This window comes from Synechococcus sp. MIT S9509, from assembly GCF_047303035.1.
GTDB lineage: Bacteria > Cyanobacteriota > Cyanobacteriia > PCC-6307 > Cyanobiaceae > Synechococcus_C.
In genome coordinates this window covers 2,336,596-2,356,058 of sequence record NZ_CP138940.1, presented here as the reverse complement: position 1 = coordinate 2,356,058, position 19,463 = coordinate 2,336,596, and the positions used below count along the sequence as shown (strand labels likewise).

Below are 19,463 nucleotides of genomic sequence, written 5' to 3'. Positions count from 1 at the left end.
TTGTTCAGCGTATCGAGCACAACCGGCTCTGTGAGAAAGCTGAATAAACCTCAGATCTGTCATCAGGCCGCAGCGAGATGGTCGCGGCCTGCTGCAGTCACCACCCGGCCACGCGGAGTGCGCTGCAGGAACCCGAGCTGAAGCAGATACGGCTCAACAACCGATTCCAAAGTGCTTGGATCTTCTCCAAGCGCTGCGGCCAGAGTGTCCAGTCCGGCAGGACCACCCCCGTGGGATTGGAGCAGCAGCTCCAGCAGCCTTCGGTCACTGGCATCGAGTCCACGACCATCCACTCGATGAAGGGTGAGAGCTTCATCGACCAACAGTCTGTCGATCGGCCGGGAACAGTCACGGACACAGGCCACATCTCGCACCCGACGCAGCAGCCGGTTGGCAATGCGAGGCGTCCCCCTGCAGCGGAGAGCAATCTCAGCGCAGGCATCAGCCGTCAGATCAAGCGCAAGCAATCCTGCAGCACGCTCCACAATCGACCGCAAGTCGTCCAGGCCATAGAACTCCAGACGCTGAATCAAACCGAAACGATCACGCAGCGGTGAACTCAGCGCACCGGCTCGTGTTGTGGCGCCGACCAGGGTGAAGGGAGGAAGGTCCAGCGAACGGGTACGTGCGGTGCTTCCCTTGCCCACCGTGAGGTCAAGTCGGTGATCCTCCATCGCCGGATAAAGCAGCTCCTCAGCCACCCGACTCAATCGATGAATTTCATCGATGAACAGCAGCTCCCGTGGCTGCAGGTTCACCAACAGACCAACGATGTCGCGGGGGCGCTCAAGAGCAGGGGCACTGGTGATACGGCACTTCACCCCCAACTCTTCAGCCAGCACCATGGCCATGGTTGTCTTGCCCAGACCGGGAGGGCCGTAGAGCAGCACATGATCGAGTGCATCTCCCCTCCCCAGCGCGGCTTTCACCGCAATGCCAAGCACCTGTTTGAGCTCGCGTTGACCGATGTAGTCCCGCAGACACCTGGGCCGTAATCCGTCGTCACGTGACGCAGGCACTGCCGGATCGAGATCATCTCCTGGCTGCCGGGCCGCGTCGACAACCCGATTGGGCTCACGCTCCTTGCGTGGACGCGGGGATCCTGCGCTTGAGGAAACAATGGCCATGTGGGAAGAGTACCGAGACCTGGATAGGGTCGGAGCATCAAGCGGCCGAAAGGCCAGACAGGCCATGGCCAAAGGTGGAGGCAAGAAAAACGCGGCAGCAAGGGCGGCGGCCAATCGCTTGCTGGCTGACAACAGGCTCGCCAGGCATCAGTACGACATCCTCGAAACGCTGGAAACCGGCATTGAACTGGTGGGCACCGAAGTGAAATCGATCCGGGCTGGCCAGGCCAACCTCAGGGACGGATTCTGTCTGATCCGCAATGGGGAAATGCAGCTGCACAACGTGCACATCTCACCCCATACCCATGCCAGCGGTTATTACAACCACGATCCGCTGCGCGTACGCAGGTTGCTGGCCCACCGACGCGAAATTGACAAGCTGCGCGGGCAACTTGATCAGAAGGGGCTGACGCTGATCCCTCTCAACATGCACCTGCAGGGATCCTGGATCAAGCTCACCATCGGTCTCGGCAAAGGCCGCAAGTTGCATGACAAACGTGCGGCCGAAAAGGACAAACAGATCAGGAAAGAAACACGGGCTGCCATTGCGCGCTACTGAATCACTGCTGCCTCAAGCACAGCGGTCTCAGGGGTTCTGATCACTGAACTGCCGCCACGGTGCAATTGATTCAAGGGTGGATTCAAGAGTGGACTCTCGGTTGGATCCATCGGTTGTATCGGCCTCTTCAACAGGGGGATCCTCCGCACCTGCAGGCCTTGGACCGGGAGGTTCGGGAAGCTCCTCGACGGGGCCCTGCACCCCGGTCGCCGGATCGGGAATCGGGTTGAGGTCAACCTCCGGCAACGGCGTCGGTGCCGGTGCATCGGCACGGCAGGAGAGTGTCAGCAAGCCTGAAGACACACCGTCATTGGTCACCAATACCTGAACCGGCGATCCAGCTTCCACCGGCAGAGTCACAACACGCAGCGGTCCTCGCTCGGCAGCCACCTCACCATCAGATCCGTAGACAGTCATCTGCATCAGTGGTGTGCCGTTGATGCCCAACACCAGCCGGCGACCCGCTGGGACTGAAATCGAGATCAGGCGTGCACCACCAGCTGGCACGCGACTGGAAAGAACCGTGGGCGCCGGTGAACGCGCTTTGACCTTTTCAATGCGGACATCCTCAAGACTGCGCAACGCTGCGGCGATCCACAGCTGACGGAAAGGCTCGGGCGGCTTGACCCCTGCAGGAACGCCCGGAAGCAACGCCTGTGCCGAAGCGCTGACCAGCTGCTCGACGACCTTATTGTTCACGCCCTGCGACACAAGAGCCTGGCGCTGCTTCTGCCAATCAGCAGGCTTGAGCTGTCCAAGGCGACTGCGCTGCCCTGGCGGCAGTTGCTCAACCCTGGCTAACCACTCCTCTGCGAGTTCATTCCAGACGCTCCTCAAAGGCGCGTCTTCGAGGGAATCGCTGGGCAGGCGGCCACCACGCTCCGGGAAACGGGCCATCAGGCTTGCATCCACCAACTGCAGAAACCAACTGCGATCAACCTGCAGGGCACGCAGACGACTGAGCAGCTGCTGGCGTTGATCGACCTCCGCAGGAGGAAGGCTCGCGGAAGGAGAACGACCGATCACGTCACGCTCAGTGGAGGGGGCACCCGCAGGGGGATTGCCGCGCGTCAGCAGAAACCAACCGATGGCTGTTCCAACCAGAGCCGAAACCAGCAGGGCACCGACCACCGGCCATAAACGGCCTTCTGCCGCAAGCTGACGCTGCTCTGCGGAGGGCCGGCGCCGTTTTTCCTGCTGATCAACCGCGATTCTCGGCAGGTCAGGAGACCCATTCGCAGCGGGCAGTGAGTCATCTGCAACCACAGGGGCCAGAACCAGGGTGCGATCGGCACGGGGCTGTGGCCCTGTTGTTTCAGGCATCGACACAGCCTGCAAAGCCTGAAGGGCCTCAGCAGCGCTTTCAAAACGGTGCTCAGGCTGCTCAGAAAGCAAACGTTCCAAGACCTCCCGGTAGGAAGGATCGAGGTCGAGATCGGTGGGCAGCAGCCAGCCCTCTTCATCGCCCTTCAACAGCTGCGCGGGAGGTCGACCGCTCAACAGGGTCAGAGCCGACACGCCAAGACCATGCAGATCCATCCAGGCTGCAGCAGGTGCGCGTCGCACCTGAGCGCGAGGAGCAAAGACCGGCGACGCAGCAGTCAGAGGCTGCTGACCACTGCGCTGCAACAAGCCGAAATCCAGCAACACGGGCAGACAATCCTGATCACGCCTGAGCAGGTTGCGGGGGTTGATGTCGCCATGAACCAACTCCTGACCATGCAGCACTGCAAGCGGCGGCAGCAGCTGCCTCATCAGCAGGAGCACCTCACCGGAGCCGAACACCAACTGACGCTGCAGACGTTGGTTCTGGATCTGGCTCAGAGTGGAGCCCTCCTGCCACTCCCGCACGAGCCAGAGGCTGCCCTGTTCCTCGAGCAGACCTCCAAAGCGTGGAATCTGCGGATGGAGCAGTGACTGCATCGATGACCACAGACTGCGGAAGCGGTCCTGGGTCTTTTGATCGTTGAGTTGCCGCAGCGCAACAGGTGCGTCAGACGCCAGCTGATCAGCGGCACGCCAGAGGATCCCCTGGGGATGGTCCGGATCCGAAGACAGACAGCTGTCCAGGCGATACCGGTCGGCCAGCAACGTGCCGATCACAAAGGAGCTGCGGTTTGGGCTGATGGTAGGGGCAGTGCTGCGCTGACACTCGACAGGGATCCCACTAACGTCACCGCCAGCATGATTCCCCTCCATGGCCTCCGGCTCGCTCCTAAATCGATTGATGGAGGTGCGGCGTACCAGTGAGGCGCTGATTGAACCACTCAACACGGAAGACCTCAACCTGCAGGGCATGGCCGATGCCAGCCCACCGAAATGGCACCTGGCTCACACCACCTGGTTCTTCGAAACCTTCGTGCTGAAGCCCCACCATCCCGACTATGTGCCTGCGGACCCTCGCTGGAGCTATCTGTTCAACTCCTATTACGAGGCTGTTGGCCCACGTCAGCCACGGCCCCAGCGAGGACTGCTCAGCCGACCACCGATGGAGGAGGTCTCAGCCTGGCGGAAGCGAGTGAACCAGGCACTCGAGGAGCTTTTGGAGCGCCACAGCGAAGCTCCGTGGCTGAAGCTGGTGGAGCTGGGTCTTCACCATGAGCAGCAGCACCAGGAACTAATGCTGATGGACCTACTGGATGGATTCAGTCGTCAGCCCCTGGAACCGGCCTATCGCACTGACTGGTGTGGGCAGATTGCTGATCAGCCCGTCACACCCTGCATCAAAACAGACTCACAGAAGAACGGACCCTGGCTCGACTGCCGCGGAGGGCTGGTGGAAGTGGGCCACAACGGTGATTCCTTCCACTTCGATAACGAAGGCCCGCGGCATCGAACCTGGCTGGAACCTTTCCGCATTGCCACTCAGCTGGTGAGCAATGCCGCTTACCGATGCTTCATCGATGATGGCGGTTATCAGCGTCCTGAGCTCTGGATGAGCGAGGGCTGGACGGAGCGCAGCGAGCGCAACTGGGAAGCACCCCGCTACTGGCGACGTGATCCTGATGGCCAAGGTCCCTGGCGCTGGGAGTTCACCCTGGCTGGCCGCTGCCCGCTGGAGGATCACCTGCCCGTGCGTCACCTCAGCTGGTTCGAAGCGGATGCCTACGCACGCTGGTCCAGCGCCCGCCTTCCCAGCGAAGCGGAATGGGAACTGGCCAGCACTGAACACGGTGATTCACTGCAACAGAGCCATGGTCAGCTCTGGCAATGGACCTCAAGCCCATACCGCCCCTACCCAGGATTCCAACCTGCAGCCGGCGCTGTCGGCGAATACAACGGCAAATTCATGACTTCCCAGTTCGTGCTGCGGGGCAGCAGCCAGCTCACACCCAGAGGGCATTCCCGCGACACTTACCGGAACTTTTTCACCCCGGCCAGCCGCTGGATGGCGGCGGGTCTGCGCCTGGCCCAATGACAACCCAAACGCCTGCGCGTCCCCAGCTGATCGATCTGCATCCACCCAGCGCGGACATGAAACGACTCGTGCAAGACGGCCTGAAACGTGAACCCCGCCAGCTGCCGGCCTGGTTCCTGTACGACAACGAGGGGTCACAACTGTTCGATCAGATCTGCCAGCAACCGGAATACAGCCTTACCCGAACGGAAATCGCCCTGCTGGAGTCATCAGCTGCAGACATCGTCAATGCCATCGGATCAGGAGTGATCGTTGAATTCGGCGCAGGCAGCGCACGCAAGGTGGGGCCGCTTCTGGAGGCGATGCACCCTCACGCCTATGTGGCTCTCGACATCAGCGCTGAGCATCTGCGCCGGTCAACAGCGACACTTCAGGCTCAACATCCTCGGGTGCCGATGTTGGGGATCTGCTGCGACCACAGTCAGCTTGAGGCCCTGCCAGACCATCCACTGATCCAAGGTGAAAGAAAAGTGGGGTTCTTTCCTGGAAGTTCCCTCGGCAACTTCACTCGTGACGAGGCCGTTGCGCTGCTGCACAGATTTCGCGTACTTCTCAGTGGCGGACCGCTTTTGCTGGGACTTGATCAACCAAAGGCAAGCTCCAGGCTGGAGGCCGCTTACGACGATGCGGCAGGCATCTCTGCTGCCTTCGCCCGGAACCTGCTGCGAAGACTGAACAAGGATCTGGATGCTGACTTCAACCCAGACAAGTTCCTCTATGAGGCTGTCTGGCAGGAAGCAGAGAGCCGCGTCCGCATGGCCCTGATCAGCGAGGTTCACCAGACGGTCTCGGTAGCTGGCGAGCCATGGACCTTCAGCGCAGGACAGCCCCTTGTGACCGAATACAGCGTCAAGTACTCAGCGGAGATGGCCCGTGAACTGGCCAAAGACGCAGGCTGGCGCTGGTGCGGTCGCTGGCACGATCCTGCCGATGACCTCTCCCTGCACTGGCTGGAAGCTGCAGACTGAGCTGAGACGCATCAAGCCCTGGACTGATGTCACCGACATGGCTCGATCAGCTTGAACGCAACCTGGAAGAGCGGTTGGATGCCTTTTTGCGCTCCAATCCCGACCAGGACCGCATGCTGCGGCAACAGCATCTGCAGGATAGACAGCGCGATCTCAGCAGCCGACGCGACCAGATGCAGATCCAGGCCAAAGACCTTCGACGCCAGCTGCTTTCACTGGCAGAACAGGTTCAGGCCTGGGGAGAACGTACAAAAAAAGCCAGCAACGCCGGAGCCGATGACCTGGCGTTGCGGGCTGAAAAGCATGTGAACAACCTGATGAATCAGGGAAGGGATCTCTGGAACGAGCTGGATGAACTGGGTCGGAATTTCCGAGACCTGGATCAACAGATTTCCCTGCTCAATCAGAAGGCCTCACAACAAGGAGGAGATCGCAGCCTGGATGAAGACTGGGCCTTGTTTGAAGCCCATCAGGAACTTGAAGAGCTGAGGCGTCGCCAGGGCCTCAGCTGATCGGCCAGGCAATCAGGACTTGGGAGCTGGAGGCTCGAGGCTGACATTCTCGGGCGGAGGAGTGGGATCAGGATCGGCAATCAGCATGTGCTGAAGCACGATCTCAGGACGCTCGCTGTCACGCCAGCGAATGCGATAGGCGGGCATCTTTGTGCCTCGACTGGTGGTCTGCTCAACAGGCTCCATCACCCAGCCGCGGCGGGAGCGCCCCTGGGGATTGCGCTTGACCACCGCATCGGCGTGCTTGAAGCGGAAACCTACGCGCTCACCACTCATTGGAAAGGGACCTTGCCACTGTGCTCCATTATCCACCCTGAGGGCGCAAGGCAACCGTCCCTGACAATCAGACCTCTGGACGCAGAAGCGGGAAGGCAATCACATCGCGAATCGAGGGGCTGTCAGTGAGCAGCATGACCAATCGATCGATGCCGATACCGAGGCCACCCGTGGGAGGCATCCCCACCTCCAGAGCATTGACGAAATCCTCATCAAGACCCTGAGCCTCAAGATCGCCGGCGGCTTTGCGCTCCTGCTGAGTCTCCAGACGCTGTCGCTGATCCACTGGATCAGTGAGCTCACTGAAGGCATTGGCATGCTCTCTGCCAACGATGAACAACTCAAACCGTTCCACCAAGCCAGGCTTGCTGCGGTGTGGACGTGCCAGAGGCGAAATCTCAAGGGGATAGTCCAACACAAATGTGGGCTGGATCAAAGTGGACTCCACAGCCTGCTCAAACGCCTCATTAAGAAGACGTCCCACGGAATCTGCCAACGCAGGAGCATGCAGACCCTGCATCTCCATGGCCGCTGCGGCTTCCTCCCGGGTTTTGAAAGCCTGGAAATCCAGGCCGGTGGAGTCCTGCACCAACTCATGCATGGTGGCCCGTTTCCAGGGAGGGCTCAGATCAATCTCAGTGCCTTGGTAAGTGATGATCTGGCAACCGCAGACCTCCTGACAGACAGCACTGATCATCTGCTCAGTGAGCTCCATCATCCCGAGGTAATCGGAATAGGCCTGATACACCTCAACTGAAGTGAATTCAGGATTGTGTCGGGTGCTGATGCCCTCATTGCGGAAAATTCGACCAAGCTCATACACCCGCTCGAAGCCCCCCACAACCAGCCTCTTGAGGTGCAGTTCCGTGGCGATCCGCAAGGTCAGCGGAAGGTCCAGAGCGTTGTGATGCGTTTCAAAGGGTCTGGCATCAGCCCCACCCGGCTGACTCTGCAGAACGGGTGTCTCGATTTCCAGGAAGTCGCGATCATCCAACCAGCGCCGGATCGCGCTCACCGTTAACGCACGGCGCCGAAACGTTTCCCGCGACTGAGGCGTCACGATCAGATCGAGATAGCGCTGTCGGTAACGCTTTTCCACATCGGCAAGGCCATGCCACTTGTCAGGCAAAGGCTGCAGCGATTTGGTGAGCATGGTCCACTCAGACACTTTCACAGACAGCTCACCGCGATCAGTCCGGCGCAGGATTCCGCGCACCCCGATCAGATCACCCGCATCGACAAGTGCCGTGATCTGTGCAAACGACTCACCCAGAGATGATTTTTCCAGAAACAGCTGAATCGTGCCTGTCTCATCAGACAAGGTGAAGAAGGCAAGTTTGCCCATCACCCGTCGCGTCATCACCCGACCTGCGACCGCCACGCTGAGATCTCGCTCTTCGCCTTTGGGCAGGTCAGCGTGGGCATCCTGCAACTGCGCCATCCGATCGGTGGGATCGAAGTGGAGGGCATAAGGCTCTACACCCAGCGCTCTGAGAGCATTCGCCTTCTCCAAACGGGTCTCTCGCAGTTCAGACACAGGAAAGAGTTCAGATGGGCGCCATCCTGCCGGTCGACGGTGCCGGCAAGCCAGAGAAAAGTCAGAGCTCTACAGAGCCAACTCAGCTTGCAACTGCAGCAGGAGCGTTGTCACCCATGCGCTGAGAGGAATAACCAATGCCACGCACAGTGAGAATCAGCTCTGGATTACGAGGATCCGGTTCAAGCTTGCCGCGCAGGCGGGCCACGTACACATCAACAACCCGAAGGTCTGCGGCACGACGCGGCGGATAGCCCCAGAGCTGCTCAAGAATCTCAGCACGGGGAACGACTCGGCCAGGCTCCCTGAACAGGAGTTCAAGCAGGCTGAACTCGGTGTAGGTGAGTGAAATTCGTTCACTGCCGCGAGTGACCTGACGGCGATTGGTATCGACAACAAGGTCACCCACACGCACCACGCCTTGGCCGGTGGGAAGCTCGCGAGGCTCAGCAGTGGCAGAACCTCTGCCCACTCGACGGAGAATTGTGGCGATTCTGGCTTCAAGCTCTTTGGGACTGAAGGGCTTCGGCAGATAGTCATCCGCACCGAGATCAAGGCCGGCGACTCGCTCTGAAATGGCTTCCAGTGCCGACAGAAAAATGATCGGTACACAGGATTCGGCCCGCAGACGCCGACAGACTGCAAAACCATCAAGTTTCGGCAGCATCACATCCAGAACCACGAGGTCCGGAGATTCGCGATGGAAGACCTCTAAAGCTTCCTCTCCATCCTCTGCGCAGACAACGCGGTAACCGGCGAGTTGCAAACGCATCACCAGGACCCGACGCACAGCTGGCTCGTCATCAACGACAAGCAATGTGGCTTTGGCAGACTCTGGAGCTCCCTGGAGAGTCCCATCGCCATCATGTCGGTGGGATGGGCCGTCGGGCATACACTCCATCAGGTAAGAATTGCAACCCTACCGTTCGACGTGTGCGGAACGGGCTCCGGGATCCAAACCGGGGACAGGTTTTGGCTTCTTTTAAGAATTGAAGCGGTGTCCAGCCCAGGGGTTCAGGGCCAGCGGGCAGCGGCGTAGCGGTTCCACTGCTGCTCTGCTTCAAGCACGGCCTGATCACTGCTGATCTGGCCCAACATGGCTCGCTGCAACTGGGTGTAGACAATGCTTTGCAATCGCTTGACCCCAGGAGTCGCAGGCACAAGCACCCGTGCACTGTTCAACGTTTCAGCCGACAGCAGACGCGCGTCACGGATCTGAGCCTCGGCCGCATCGGATGGCTGCTCGGCCTCAAGCTCCGCACGAACAGCCGCCAGGGCCTCCAGAGAGGAGGGAAGAACTCTTGCCTCGCGGGCAAAACGAGCCTGATTAGTCCCGTTGGTCAGAAACAGTGCCAGTTCAACAGCGTCGCGAGCCTGCTGACTCTGCCGAGGCACCGCCAGCGTCATCAAGGCCACGTTGGCGGTGCCGTCGGGGCCGGTGAGCGGTGGCTCAGGTGAAGTGACCGCCGCCACGCCTGGAGCATTGGTCTGAATGCTGCGCAGAAACTCAGGACCGCTGGCCAGCAATGCCAGTTCACCGCTCTGATAGAGCTCGATGGCCCGCCGCTGGCCCTGGCTCACCACTTCCCGGGGCAACAAGCCTTCGCGATACAGATCCGTCCAGAATGCAAAGGCCTTTCTGCCAACCGGCGTGTTGAACGCAGCTCTCTGACGAGCATCAAGAAGGGTCACACCCATCTGTACCAGCGACTCCAGCAGCTCCGCGGAATCATCGGGGACAACCGTGACAAAAAGACCGTAACGACCTGTGCGCTCGCGGATGCTGCGTGCATAGGCAGGCACCTCCTCCCATCGACGAGGAGCCCCAGAGAGTCCAGCCTGACGCAGAAGATCGCCGTTCACCAGGCTCAGGCGGACCGTCAGATACCAGGGGATGGCAATCTGACCCGCCTGAGGATCCCTGGCCGCCTTCCAGACCGATGGCAGGTAGATCTGCTCTGCACCCGGCGGCAACAGCGGCGTGAGATCGGTGAGGCCACCCTTGCTGGCCAGATTGGCCGCAAAGGGGGGATTGAGATTCACCACATCAGGGGCAGTGCGGGCAAACACGGCCGCCAGCAGCTTGCGCTCCACCGATCCCCAGGGGAGATCAGTCCATCGAACCGGAGCCTCTGGATGCAGCGTGTCCCAGGCCCCAAGCACGCCATTCATGTACGGATTGAACTTGGGGGCCAGTTGCAGAGTCCAGAGCTGCAGAGTGCCGTCAGGGACTGATCCCGGACGACACCCCCAGATGAACACCGACAAACCGGATAGAGCCAGGCCGGTCAGGAACCTGCGCCGTCGCAGAGAGAAGATCATGCTGGAGCTCGCCGTCGCCACAGAAGCAGCTGCCAGGATCCAACCAATGGCGCCAGCAGTCCAGTGATCAAAGACTGGGCGAAAATGGTCTGCAGTGCCCACGTCTGGAGGAATCCCTCGGACGATCCCAGCACCAGCCACTGAATCCATAAAGACAGGCCGAGCACCAGCGTTCCAATCCAGGCCAGCAGGCCCAGGTTGAGGCTGCGCTGAATCGGCGGACCGCGACGGCCCAGACGCCCCCACCACCAACCCATCAGGACAAGGGCGGGAATCTGACTGACGTCACCGAGGCTCAGACCATCCAGAGCAAGCCCAATCGCAGCTCCTGCAATCGCACCTGCAAAAGGGCCATCCACCAGCGACCAGGGAAGCAGCCAGAGGATTGCCCAGCTGGGCGGAACACCATCCAAACTGAGCCAGGGGGGTGGTGCCACCTGCAAGACCGGCACCAGAAGGGCGGATGCCACACAGATTGGTTGTCGATGCAGGAACGTCATTCTCTAGCGCACCTTCACCTGAACCCAATCAATGGCATCAGGCGGCGCAATCAGCTGCACCAGAGCAGTAGGTGCCGGAACCGATCTGGCATTGAGCGACTGCACCACTGCCACCGGCAGGTTGGGGGGCAACAGCGTGCTGGCAGGAGAGGTGCTGACCAGGTCACCCGGGCGGGCCTGGATGTCCTTGTCAAGAAACTGCAACTGAGGCCGGGCTGTTCCAAGGCCCACCAGCAGACCATGCTGCTGAGTGCGCGGCAACCAGACACCGATGCGACTGCCTGGAGCCGTCAGCAGGCGAACCGTGCTGGTGATGGGCGTCACGCTCTGAACCCTGCCGACCAGGCCTCCAGGGCCCACCACGGCATCGTCCTTTGCCACACCTTCCAGAGATCCCTTGCCCAGCATCAACTGTTGCCACCAGCCCGATGTTGAACGGGAGATGACCGCAGCCTGAAGCCAGTCACCGGATGACTGCTGATCCAGGGCCAAAAGCCCGCGCAGTCGTGCATTGTCCTGCTCCAAAAGCTCCAGGCGGGAGAGCTGCTCCTGCTGTTGAGCAGACTCAATCCACTCGCGTTGAGCGGAGCCCGGCCAGAAAGGACGAGTCAATAAAGCGAAGGCATCAGCAAATCCAGCCCCTTTGCTGAATCGGACCATTCCCAGAGCCAGCAGCAAGAGCAACCACGGCCACAGACGCTTCATGGAGCGCAGCCTTGCCCCCTGGGGCCTCTGGGTGGAGCCCATGGTGATCAGAGAGCAGCAGCTGAGCGAACGAATTCAGGTGTGTCAAGCACCCTCTGAAGGCGCTTGTAATCATCAAGAACCTGCCCACAACCTTTGACCACACACAACAGTGGCTCCTCTGCGATGTGGGTGAAAATCCCCGTCTCATGGCTGATCAGATCACTGATGCCGCGAACCAAAGCGCCACCTCCTGCCAGCATGATGCCTCGATCAACAATGTCGGCGGCAAGTTCCGGAGGAGTGCGCTCGAGGGTGCGCTTCACAGCCTCAACAATCACGTTCAGAGGTTCAGAGATGGCTTCACGCAGATCACCTGCCTGCAACTGAATCGTTCGAGGCAGCCCGGAGAGCAGATGAAGGCCCCGAACATCCATCACCGTCTGATCAAACTCTTCATCGGGGAAGGCGGAACCGATGCGGATCTTGATTTCCTCGGCAGTGCGCTCACCCACAACAAGGTTGTGCACTTTCTTGAGATAGACGCCGATGGAGTCGCTGATTTCATCTCCAGCGACTCGTACGGACTCGCTGAGCACCGTGCCACCGAGGCTGAGAACCGCCACCTCCGTGGTGCCGCCTCCGATATCAACAATCATTGTGCCGACAGGCTCGGTGACCGGCAGTCCGGCACCAATGGCAGCCGCGACAGGCTCGTCAATCAGATGAACCTCGCGCGCTCCGGCGAGACCGGCTTCACGCACGGCACGACGCTCCACACCGGTCACCCCACTGGGAATTCCCACGACAAGACGAGGGGCCACGATGCCGCGGCCTTCATTACCTTTTTGGATGAAGGTTTTGAGCATCTGTTCAGCCGCATCGAAATCAGCGATCACACCATCCCGCAGAGGGCGAACAGCACGGATATTTCCAGGCGTGCGGCCAAGCATCAGTTTGGCCTCGTCTCCAACGGCCATGGTCACACCGCGTTCGAGATCCAGAGCCACCACGGAAGGCTCCTGCAGCACGATCCCCTTGCCCGAGACGTAAATCAGGGTGTTGGCAGTGCCCAGATCGATGCCGATGTCACGGGACAACTGGAAACGGCGGAACAGCACTGGCGAGTACACATTTCAGCGAATCATAGGTGCAGTTTCAGGGCTCTCCTGTTACGAATTCGATGGAGGGTGGAACTTCTAGAAGGCAGCCACAGCAACCGTCAGTTCTGACAACCGTGGCGCATCATTGACCCACAACAGGAGAGATTCAATGGGTGTCAATTCCGTGACTCTGGTTGGCCGTGCCGGACGGGATCCAGAAGTCAGGTATTTCGAATCGGGAAGCATGGTGGCGAACCTCACCATCGCCGTGAACCGCAGAAGTCGCGACGACGAACCCGACTGGTTCAATCTTGAGATCTGGGGAAAACAGGCCCAGGTTGCTGCCGACTACGTGAAAAAAGGGTCCCTGCTGGGGATCATCGGCAGCTTCAAGCTGGACCGATGGAATGACCGGAACAGTGGTGAAGAACGCAGCAAGCCTGTGGTTCGCGTTGACCGGCTTGAACTTCTTGGCTCGAAAAGAGACAACCAGGAGGCAAGCAGCAGCTTCGGAGGCGGGAGTCCCAGCGATGAAGAAGTGCCCTTCTGAATCCTGAGTCAGCCGATCAGTCCGCCATCAATCCGCGGACTGTCGACGCCTCCAGATCCGGAGACCTAACCAGATCCCCCCGGCCAGCACAGCGACCACCAGAAGAATCTTGATCACTTTGCTGACCGGATCAATCCAGACCTCCACATTGCTGTAACCCTCACCGAGCACCATGCCCGCAACAGTCAGCAAGAGGGTCCAGATCAGACTGCCGGCGGTGGTCCAGATCAGAAACGGCGTCACCGGCATCAATTCAATTCCTGCAGGCACAGAAATCAGAGTGCGAATGCCGGGCACCAGACGTCCCCAGAACACCAGAGCGGTCCCATAGCGACTGAACCAGCGTCGACTGCGGGACAACTCCTGAGGACTGATGCCAATCCAGCGGCCATGGCGACTGAGCCATTGCTCAATTCTTTCTTCATTGATCAGCCTGCCAATTCCATACCAAGGCAGTGCACCAAGAACTGTTCCCACCAAGCCCGCGATGACCACAGGGATCAGCTGCAGCTGGCCTTGCTGAACGTAAAAACCTCCGAGAGGCATGATCAGCTCGGAAGGAATCGGTGGAAACAGATTCTCCAGAAACATGGCTGCAAAGATTGCGCCATATCCCGCCCAGGGGTTGGCTTCTACCGCCTGACCAATCCAGTCAGGCAGTTGTGAAACGTATTCGGTGAGCCCCATGGACCGCTCTGAAGTCGACGCAAGTCTTCCATGAAGTGGGCCGTCCGACGCATTGGAGCTGATTAATCGTCCTCAAGAATCAACACGACTGCTTTTCAAGACTCCTGTCAATTCAACACTTAACCAACCAAAAGCAACAACAAAACCAATCAGAGAGCCTAACAATTTATTTTTGATCTGGCGGATTCGCAATTGGCAGCAGCTTGATCAAGATGGTTTCACGATTCAGACGAAATAGTCGAAATTCTGACCGACAAAGGGATTGAGCTGCAGCGCAGTCCGGCAGATTGGAGCGATCAAAATCAGCATCCTTGACACGATCGAGATTTAAACCATAAAAAGCAAGTTGGCGCAAACCATGAGACCAACCGTCTTGAAGAAGCCTGGGCACGAGTCGGTCAATCAATGGGAATTTTCGGACGGTATTGGATAGCAGTGGAGAGGCTGGCATCACACCTTCAACCAGTGCATGACGAAACTCATCTGCAGGAGAAACACTTTGAAGTTCAGAAACCCCCCAGATCAGACGAGATATTCTTTGCTGTTCAAACAGATTCTGCGCCTGAAAAGAATGGCCATAGGCATAGGAGAAGACCAGCAAAAACCACGCGAAAGCCACTAGCGAACTTTTAGCGCAGACGGTGCTCATCAAAGAAAACCAACTCTCACATGCTGACGTGAATCTGAATAGATGAGCGCAACCAATTGAACAGATACAAACGTCATCAATGGTCCCAAGAACAGCAACATTCGAGGCACATCAAGCATCGAGTCCTTGAGTAACAGCAATGGACCGGGAGAGGCACAAGCAACCAGAATCGCAAAACCAAGAAGAGCCAAGCCACGGGGAAAACCTGCCCTTCTCAGTACCATCCACCCATAGGAAGCAACAAGGCCAAGCAAAGCCAACAAAGGAAGACCCAGACCAAAATCGTCAACAACCTGAGCCCAAACTTCAACCAACCTTCCAGCAAATGCAAGAGAGAAAATTTTGGAAGTATCCATCACCTGACTCAACCTTTCCCCATAACCATTCCACTGCTCAACCATCAACAAAGCAACGATGCGATAAGCAAGCAATGCCGCGCCAAAAGCAACAGCAGATCGTAAAAAGCGTGCGCGCAGACTCATCACAGCAAGGCGACCGCTCAACAGATGCAGCTCAGCGCCGATCATCAAGAATCCAGCAGAAGGAATGAATCCTGAGGCCCCAGGCTGATACAAACAAAATGCAAACAACAATAAAAAGACAGCAACAAATAAAACCGAACCACGAAGCGAAGCCTGAAGAAGAATCGCAGCAACAACGGCCAATGCAACGGACAGTGACATCAAGATGGAATCGAAGCCCTAGGAGAGATTTTCCAATCCGTAAGGCTGCGCAAAAAGGGGCAGCACAGCCAAAGCTGACCAAACAGAAGAACGCAGGCCGAAAGCTTTCGCAATCAGCAACCCCACACAGGCATACAAAAAGATAGACAGCAACAGATAAAGAGGCGCAACCGCTGTACCAGGCCGCCCAAAATTAATCAAATAAAATACAACATCAGCCAGCGGTCTTCCAACATGATCCCAACCCAAATGACCACGGAAAGAACGCCGATAATCATCAATATAACGATGCACAAACAGCATGACTGGCAACAGAGCAATGACGCCAGCGGCAAAGATTGAAAGAAATTGAAGGCGACAGTTCCTCCAACAGAAACCTCTCAATGGCCCCGGAAAATCAAGAAGCTTCATCAGCCATTCAGTCATCGTGGAAGCCTTGCTCTGGTCGGTTCAACATGCGCCTCATCGGGCATGCATCAAGGATTAGCAGTTGGAGGTATTGAAGCAAGCAAAGCAATCAGATGAACCGAAAAAGCAAATCTTGTTCTACTGTTCTGCCATTGTTTGCAGTGACAATTCACTCGTGCGACGCATCACATCAACCGATTGTTCAGATCGCACTGGATGTGAGGCTTTCAATTGACTTTGTCTCTCGGACACAAAGAACGAGCCGCGCCAGTGCATAGGCTCGACCAAGGCATCAACCTGGGGAAGCCCGACCTTGTTGCTCCAGTGGCCGGGTGATGAACATAAAAAAGCCAGGACGCGTGAACGCCCTGACTGAGATTGAAGATCACAGCAGTGATGCTTCGAGACTGATCAGTAACGGTAGTGATCGGGCTTGTAGGGACCCTCCACAGGCACATTGATGTAGTCAGCCTGATCCTTGCTCAGTTCGGTGAGCTGGGCACCAATGCGCCCCAGGTGCAGACGAGCCACCATCTCATCAAGGTGTTTCGGCAATACATACACCTCCTTTCCATATTCTTTGCCCTTGGTGAAGATCTCAATCTGAGCAAGCACCTGATTGGTGAAGGAGTTACTCATCACGAAACTGGGGTGACCCGTGGCGCAGCCCAGATTCACCAAACGACCTTCCGCCAGCAGAATGATCTTGTTGCCGCTGGGCAGTGTGATGTGATCGACCTGGGGCTTGATGTTTTCCCACTCATACTCTTTGAGTGATGCCACATCGATTTCGTTATCAAAATGACCGATGTTGCAGACAATCGCCTCATCTTTCATCTTCACCAGATGCTCACTGCGGATCACCTGATAGTTACCGGTGGCAGTCACGAAGATGTCCATCTCATCGACAACATCTTCAAGACGGACAACGCGATAGCCCTCCATGGCTGCCTGCAGAGCACAGATGGGATCCACTTCTGCAATACAGACAGTGGCGCCCAGCCCACGCAGGGACTGAGCGGAGCCCTTGCCCACATCGCCGTAGCCAATCACCAGGGCCTGCTTACCAGCCACCATGACGTCGGTGGCACGCTTGATGCTGTCGACCAATGACTCACGGCAGCCGTAGAGGTTGTCGAACTTGCTCTTGGTGACTGAGTCGTTGACGTTGATGGCGGGGAAAGGCAGCTCACCGCTCTTCTGCATCTTGTAAAGACGTGCCACACCAGTGGTGGTCTCTTCGGTCACACCTTGAATCTGTGCTTTGGTGCGGCTGTAGAAGCTGGAATCCTGAGCCAGTTTCTTCTTGATGGAGGCGAAGAGATAGGTCTCTTCCTCATTCGAAGGGTTGTCCAGAACTGTGATGTCCTGCTCGGCCTTGCTTCCCAGCATCACCAAGCCGGTGGCATCGCCACCGTCGTCGAGGATCATGTTGGGTGAGCCACCATCACCCCATTCGAGGATGCGGTGCGTGTACTCCCAGTACTCCTCAAGAGTTTCACCCTTGACCGCGAAGACTGGGATTCCCTTGGCAGCAATGGCTGCAGCAGCGTGGTCCTGAGTCGAGAAAATGTTGCAGGAGGCCCAGCGCACATCGGCACCGAGCTCGACCAGGGTTTCAATCAGTACCGCAGTCTGGATCGTCATGTGCAGAGAACCGGCGATACGGGCACCCTTCAGAGGCTTTTCGCTGCCGTATTTCTTGCGCAATGCCATCAGACCGGGCATCTCGGTCTCGGCGATATCGAGTTCCTTCCGACCAAAATCAGCCTGATTGATATCAGCAATAACGCAATCGACGCCAAGCTTCAGCTCAGCAGAGGACGTGGGCGCTGCCACCATGGTTTGTGTGCTCCCTAAGAAGGATGTGGAGTTGAATATCTGCGGAGACGCCGAGGCTTCGGGCTCGCTTATCAAACAATCTACCGATCGGAGCTGGATCCTGAAGGATCTGGAGGCCACGCGAGCCCTGGGCAGGTATCTGGTGCAACAGCCTGACCGGCCATCACTGCTGCTGCTTGAGGGCACGCTCGGCGCGGGGAAAACCTCTCTGGTGCAGGGTCTCGCTGCTGCTGCGGGGATTGAGGAGCCAATCACAAGCCCCACCTTTGCCCTCTCTCAGCACTACCCCCATGGCAAGCCACCATTGGTTCACCTGGACCTCTACAGACTTGAGCTGGCTGCTGCAGCCGATGAGCTGTTCCTACAGGAAGAGGAAGAAGCACTGGGGATGGGTGCCATTCTCGTTGTGGAATGGGCTGAACGACTGAGCCTGAGGCTGCCGGAAGCCTGGCGAATGCAGCTGTCCCACCGGATTGAAGGCGGGCGGCTGGCCACTCTTCGCAGAAACAATCAGCCCATTGCGGACTGAACTAAATGTCTTTAAGACCTGGGAACACCATTCTCAGATCAGCGCTCTGCACGATCAGGAATCGAGTTGCTCAAGAAACTCCACCACCCTGCAGGGAAGGGGTTGCGGATCGATCGCCCCTGCACCGGCACAGACCAGTGCTCCGCAGGCGGCCGCGTAGCGGACCACCTGCTCCACCACGGCTGCGCTGAGCTCAAGTGGCTGACCGATTGACGGGGTGAGAGCCACCAGCTGATGCAGCAATCCAGCCGTGAAAGCATCACCAGCCCCTGTGGTATCGACGATCTGAGGCGGTGCCAGAACCGCCATCGACCCGCTGTGGCTCGCCATGAACCATCGCACCGGATGACCACCGTCAGTCACCAGCACATCGGGCTGCTGCGAGAGCGAAGCGCTGATCTCTGCGGGATCGCTGCTGTTGAACAACCACTGCGCTTCCTCCCTGGCCATTTTGATCAATCCGGCTTTTTCAAGCAAAGGACGCATCAGAGCCAGAGCCTGCGCAGGAGGGCCTGCCAGCGGGTCCGCAGCAGGATCCCAGAACGTCGGTCGCCAGTTCACATCCAGGGCAATGCGCAACCCGTCGCGCTCAGCCTGATTGACCGCTGAAAGCAAGGCTGAAGAGGAAGCCTCCGAAGCCAGGGGGATCGTGCCGACCAACAACCAGCGTGCCTCCGCGGCGAGAGCGCACCAGATCGGATCAAGAACGGTCTGGTTCAGGGCCTGATCAGCAAACCCCTCACCGCTGTCACCGGCAAACCCTTGAAAAACACGTTCGCCGCTGGAATCACGACGGACAAGCACCACACGACTGGGCCGATGCGGATCAATCTGGAGACCGCGCAGATCAACACCACGATTACTGAGCATCTCGTGAAAATTTTTTCCGATGACATCGGCACCCAATCGCCCGATGAAAGCGACCGGGGTTCCAAGTCGGGCCAATGCACAGGCCACGTTGGCCGGGGCTCCGCCCAAACGGTCATCACAGTCCTGAGGAGCAGCAGTGGCGGGATCTCGGCCCAGCGGTCCAAGCCGATCGACAAGGGCCTCACCGAGACAAAGCACCTGCGGAGCGGAATCGGACATCAGACCTGCGGCGGTTATCG

General features: G+C 58.3%; 21 protein-coding genes. 6 read left to right on the top strand and 15 right to left on the bottom strand.

What is annotated here, in order from left to right; all coding sequences use genetic code 11:
* Positions 1-62 precede the first annotated feature (62 nt).
* Positions 63-1,127 carry a Holliday junction branch migration DNA helicase RuvB gene (gene ruvB / locus SIB73_RS13235; RefSeq protein WP_413404414.1) on the bottom strand — a complete coding sequence of 355 codons (1,065 nt, stop codon included), beginning with the start codon at positions 1,125-1,127 and terminating at the stop codon, positions 63-65.
* A 64-nt stretch (positions 1,128-1,191) separates the two neighbouring features.
* On the opposite strand from ruvB, the gene smpB reads away from it, so the two are divergent.
* Positions 1,192-1,686 (top strand): SsrA-binding protein SmpB, encoded by a 495-nt coding sequence (smpB, locus tag SIB73_RS13230; RefSeq protein WP_413406155.1) that lies wholly within the window; start codon positions 1,192-1,194, stop codon positions 1,684-1,686.
* A gap of 27 nt (positions 1,687-1,713) precedes the next feature.
* On the opposite strand, the gene SIB73_RS13225 is transcribed toward smpB, so the two are convergent.
* Positions 1,714-3,789: a protein kinase domain-containing protein gene (locus SIB73_RS13225; protein ID WP_413439623.1), complete on the bottom strand. Its 2,076-nt coding sequence runs from the start codon at positions 3,787-3,789 to the stop codon at positions 1,714-1,716.
* A gap of 94 nt (positions 3,790-3,883) precedes the next feature.
* Between SIB73_RS13225 and egtB the strand changes: the two genes are divergently transcribed.
* From egtB to SIB73_RS13210, 3 genes are read left to right on the top strand one after another with little or no spacing between them, the layout of a single operon-like run.
* Entirely contained in the window at positions 3,884-5,104 is a 1,221-nt protein-coding gene (gene egtB, locus SIB73_RS13220; RefSeq protein WP_413404418.1) for an ergothioneine biosynthesis protein EgtB, read from the top strand.
* Positions 5,101-6,072, top strand: a complete 972-nt coding sequence (gene egtD, locus SIB73_RS13215) for an L-histidine N(alpha)-methyltransferase (RefSeq protein ID WP_413404420.1) — start codon at positions 5,101-5,103, stop codon at positions 6,070-6,072. The genes egtB and egtD overlap by 4 nt, the downstream gene beginning before the upstream one ends.
* Positions 6,073-6,098: 26 nt before the next feature.
* Positions 6,099-6,584 (top strand): hercynine metabolism protein, encoded by a 486-nt coding sequence (locus SIB73_RS13210; RefSeq protein WP_413404422.1) that lies wholly within the window; start codon positions 6,099-6,101, stop codon positions 6,582-6,584.
* Between the two features lie 12 nt (positions 6,585-6,596).
* Here the strand turns inward: SIB73_RS13210 and SIB73_RS13205 are convergent, their stop codons facing one another.
* From SIB73_RS13205 to SIB73_RS13175, 7 genes are all read right to left on the bottom strand, one after another.
* Positions 6,597-6,860, bottom strand: a complete 264-nt coding sequence (locus SIB73_RS13205) for a hypothetical protein (protein ID WP_147011917.1) — start codon at positions 6,858-6,860, stop codon at positions 6,597-6,599.
* Positions 6,861-6,927: 67 nt separating this feature from the next.
* On the bottom strand, positions 6,928-8,397 hold the full coding sequence (gene lysS, locus SIB73_RS13200; protein WP_413404424.1) for a lysine--tRNA ligase: 1,470 nt from the start codon (positions 8,395-8,397) through the stop codon (positions 6,928-6,930).
* An 82-nt stretch (positions 8,398-8,479) separates the two neighbouring features.
* Positions 8,480-9,289, bottom strand: coding sequence for a response regulator transcription factor RpaB (gene rpaB / locus SIB73_RS13195; protein ID WP_413404426.1), 810 nt, complete (start codon positions 9,287-9,289; stop codon positions 8,480-8,482).
* Between the two features lie 122 nt (positions 9,290-9,411).
* Positions 9,412-10,719 (bottom strand): extracellular solute-binding protein, encoded by a 1,308-nt coding sequence (locus tag SIB73_RS13190; protein ID WP_413404428.1) that lies wholly within the window; start codon positions 10,717-10,719, stop codon positions 9,412-9,414.
* A complete protein-coding gene (locus tag SIB73_RS13185) occupies positions 10,716-11,219 on the bottom strand; it encodes a rod shape-determining protein MreD (protein ID WP_413404430.1) in 504 nt (167 codons plus the stop codon). Before SIB73_RS13185 ends, SIB73_RS13190 begins: the two co-directional genes overlap by 4 nt.
* A 3-nt stretch (positions 11,220-11,222) precedes the next feature.
* A complete protein-coding gene (gene mreC / locus SIB73_RS13180) occupies positions 11,223-11,966 on the bottom strand; it encodes a rod shape-determining protein MreC (RefSeq protein ID WP_413404432.1) in 744 nt (247 codons plus the stop codon).
* A gap of 5 nt (positions 11,967-11,971) precedes the next feature.
* Positions 11,972-13,024 carry a rod shape-determining protein gene (locus SIB73_RS13175; protein WP_413406158.1) on the bottom strand — a complete coding sequence of 351 codons (1,053 nt, stop codon included), beginning with the start codon at positions 13,022-13,024 and terminating at the stop codon, positions 11,972-11,974.
* Positions 13,025-13,175: 151 nt separating this feature from the next.
* On the opposite strand from SIB73_RS13175, the gene SIB73_RS13170 reads away from it, so the two are divergent.
* Entirely contained in the window at positions 13,176-13,556 is a 381-nt protein-coding gene (locus SIB73_RS13170; protein ID WP_413404433.1) for a single-stranded DNA-binding protein, read from the top strand.
* Between the two features lie 27 nt (positions 13,557-13,583).
* Here SIB73_RS13170 and SIB73_RS13165 read toward each other — a convergent pair whose 3' ends face one another.
* The 5 genes from SIB73_RS13165 to ahcY all read right to left on the bottom strand — a co-directional run bounded on the left by SIB73_RS13165 (position 13,584) and on the right by ahcY (position 17,825).
* On the bottom strand, positions 13,584-14,243 hold the full coding sequence (locus SIB73_RS13165; protein WP_413404435.1) for a DedA family protein: 660 nt from the start codon (positions 14,241-14,243) through the stop codon (positions 13,584-13,586).
* Between the two features lie 166 nt (positions 14,244-14,409).
* Positions 14,410-14,862, bottom strand: coding sequence for a hypothetical protein (locus SIB73_RS13160; RefSeq protein WP_413439622.1), 453 nt, complete (start codon positions 14,860-14,862; stop codon positions 14,410-14,412).
* Between the two features lie 29 nt (positions 14,863-14,891).
* Entirely contained in the window at positions 14,892-15,575 is a 684-nt protein-coding gene (locus SIB73_RS13155) for a hypothetical protein (RefSeq protein WP_413404439.1), read from the bottom strand.
* 18 nt (positions 15,576-15,593) lie between these two features.
* Positions 15,594-16,001: a glucosyltransferase domain-containing protein gene (locus SIB73_RS13150; RefSeq protein ID WP_413404441.1), complete on the bottom strand. Its 408-nt coding sequence runs from the start codon at positions 15,999-16,001 to the stop codon at positions 15,594-15,596.
* 393 nt (positions 16,002-16,394) lie between these two features.
* The gene (gene ahcY / locus SIB73_RS13145) at positions 16,395-17,825 is read right to left on the bottom strand and encodes an adenosylhomocysteinase (protein ID WP_413404443.1); all 1,431 of its coding nucleotides are present in this window, start codon (positions 17,823-17,825) and stop codon (positions 16,395-16,397) included.
* Between ahcY and tsaE the strand changes: the two genes are divergently transcribed.
* On the top strand, positions 17,824-18,354 hold the full coding sequence (gene tsaE, locus SIB73_RS13140; RefSeq protein WP_413406160.1) for a tRNA (adenosine(37)-N6)-threonylcarbamoyltransferase complex ATPase subunit type 1 TsaE: 531 nt from the start codon (positions 17,824-17,826) through the stop codon (positions 18,352-18,354). The genes ahcY and tsaE overlap by 2 nt on opposite strands.
* A 54-nt stretch (positions 18,355-18,408) precedes the next feature.
* On the opposite strand, the gene SIB73_RS13135 is transcribed toward tsaE, so the two are convergent.
* Complete coding sequence (locus SIB73_RS13135) at positions 18,409-19,443, bottom strand: carbohydrate kinase family protein (protein WP_413404445.1); 1,035 nt, start codon at positions 19,441-19,443, stop codon at positions 18,409-18,411.
* Between the last annotated feature and the right edge of the window lie 20 nt (positions 19,444-19,463).

Excerpts from the sequence above, each read along its gene's own strand:
- SIB73_RS13205 (WP_147011917.1), bottom strand. The coding sequence starts at position 6,860 with ATGAGTGGTGAGCGCGTAGGTTTCCGCTTCAAGCACGCCGATGCGGTG.
- SIB73_RS13155 (WP_413404439.1), bottom strand. The coding sequence starts at position 15,575 with ATGTCACTGTCCGTTGCATTGGCCGTTGTTGCTGCGATTCTTCTTCAG.
- egtB (WP_413404418.1), top strand. The coding sequence starts at position 3,884 with ATGGCCTCCGGCTCGCTCCTAAATCGATTGATGGAGGTGCGGCGTACC.
- SIB73_RS13210 (WP_413404422.1), top strand. The coding sequence starts at position 6,099 with ATGTCACCGACATGGCTCGATCAGCTTGAACGCAACCTGGAAGAGCGG.
- mreC (WP_413404432.1), bottom strand. The coding sequence starts at position 11,966 with ATGGGCTCCACCCAGAGGCCCCAGGGGGCAAGGCTGCGCTCCATGAAG.
- SIB73_RS13185 (WP_413404430.1), bottom strand. The coding sequence starts at position 11,219 with ATGACGTTCCTGCATCGACAACCAATCTGTGTGGCATCCGCCCTTCTG.
- tsaE (WP_413406160.1), top strand. The coding sequence starts at position 17,824 with ATGGTTTGTGTGCTCCCTAAGAAGGATGTGGAGTTGAATATCTGCGGA.
- SIB73_RS13170 (WP_413404433.1), top strand. The coding sequence starts at position 13,176 with ATGGGTGTCAATTCCGTGACTCTGGTTGGCCGTGCCGGACGGGATCCA.
- SIB73_RS13165 (WP_413404435.1), bottom strand. The coding sequence starts at position 14,243 with ATGGGGCTCACCGAATACGTTTCACAACTGCCTGACTGGATTGGTCAG.
- SIB73_RS13135 (WP_413404445.1), bottom strand. The coding sequence starts at position 19,443 with ATGTCCGATTCCGCTCCGCAGGTGCTTTGTCTCGGTGAGGCCCTTGTC.
- smpB (WP_413406155.1), top strand. The coding sequence starts at position 1,192 with ATGGCCAAAGGTGGAGGCAAGAAAAACGCGGCAGCAAGGGCGGCGGCC.
- egtD (WP_413404420.1), top strand. The coding sequence starts at position 5,101 with ATGACAACCCAAACGCCTGCGCGTCCCCAGCTGATCGATCTGCATCCA.
- ahcY (WP_413404443.1), bottom strand. The coding sequence starts at position 17,825 with ATGGTGGCAGCGCCCACGTCCTCTGCTGAGCTGAAGCTTGGCGTCGAT.
- SIB73_RS13190 (WP_413404428.1), bottom strand. The coding sequence starts at position 10,719 with ATGATCTTCTCTCTGCGACGGCGCAGGTTCCTGACCGGCCTGGCTCTA.
- ruvB (WP_413404414.1), bottom strand. The coding sequence starts at position 1,127 with ATGGCCATTGTTTCCTCAAGCGCAGGATCCCCGCGTCCACGCAAGGAG.
- SIB73_RS13150 (WP_413404441.1), bottom strand. The coding sequence starts at position 16,001 with ATGACTGAATGGCTGATGAAGCTTCTTGATTTTCCGGGGCCATTGAGA.
- rpaB (WP_413404426.1), bottom strand. The coding sequence starts at position 9,289 with ATGCCCGACGGCCCATCCCACCGACATGATGGCGATGGGACTCTCCAG.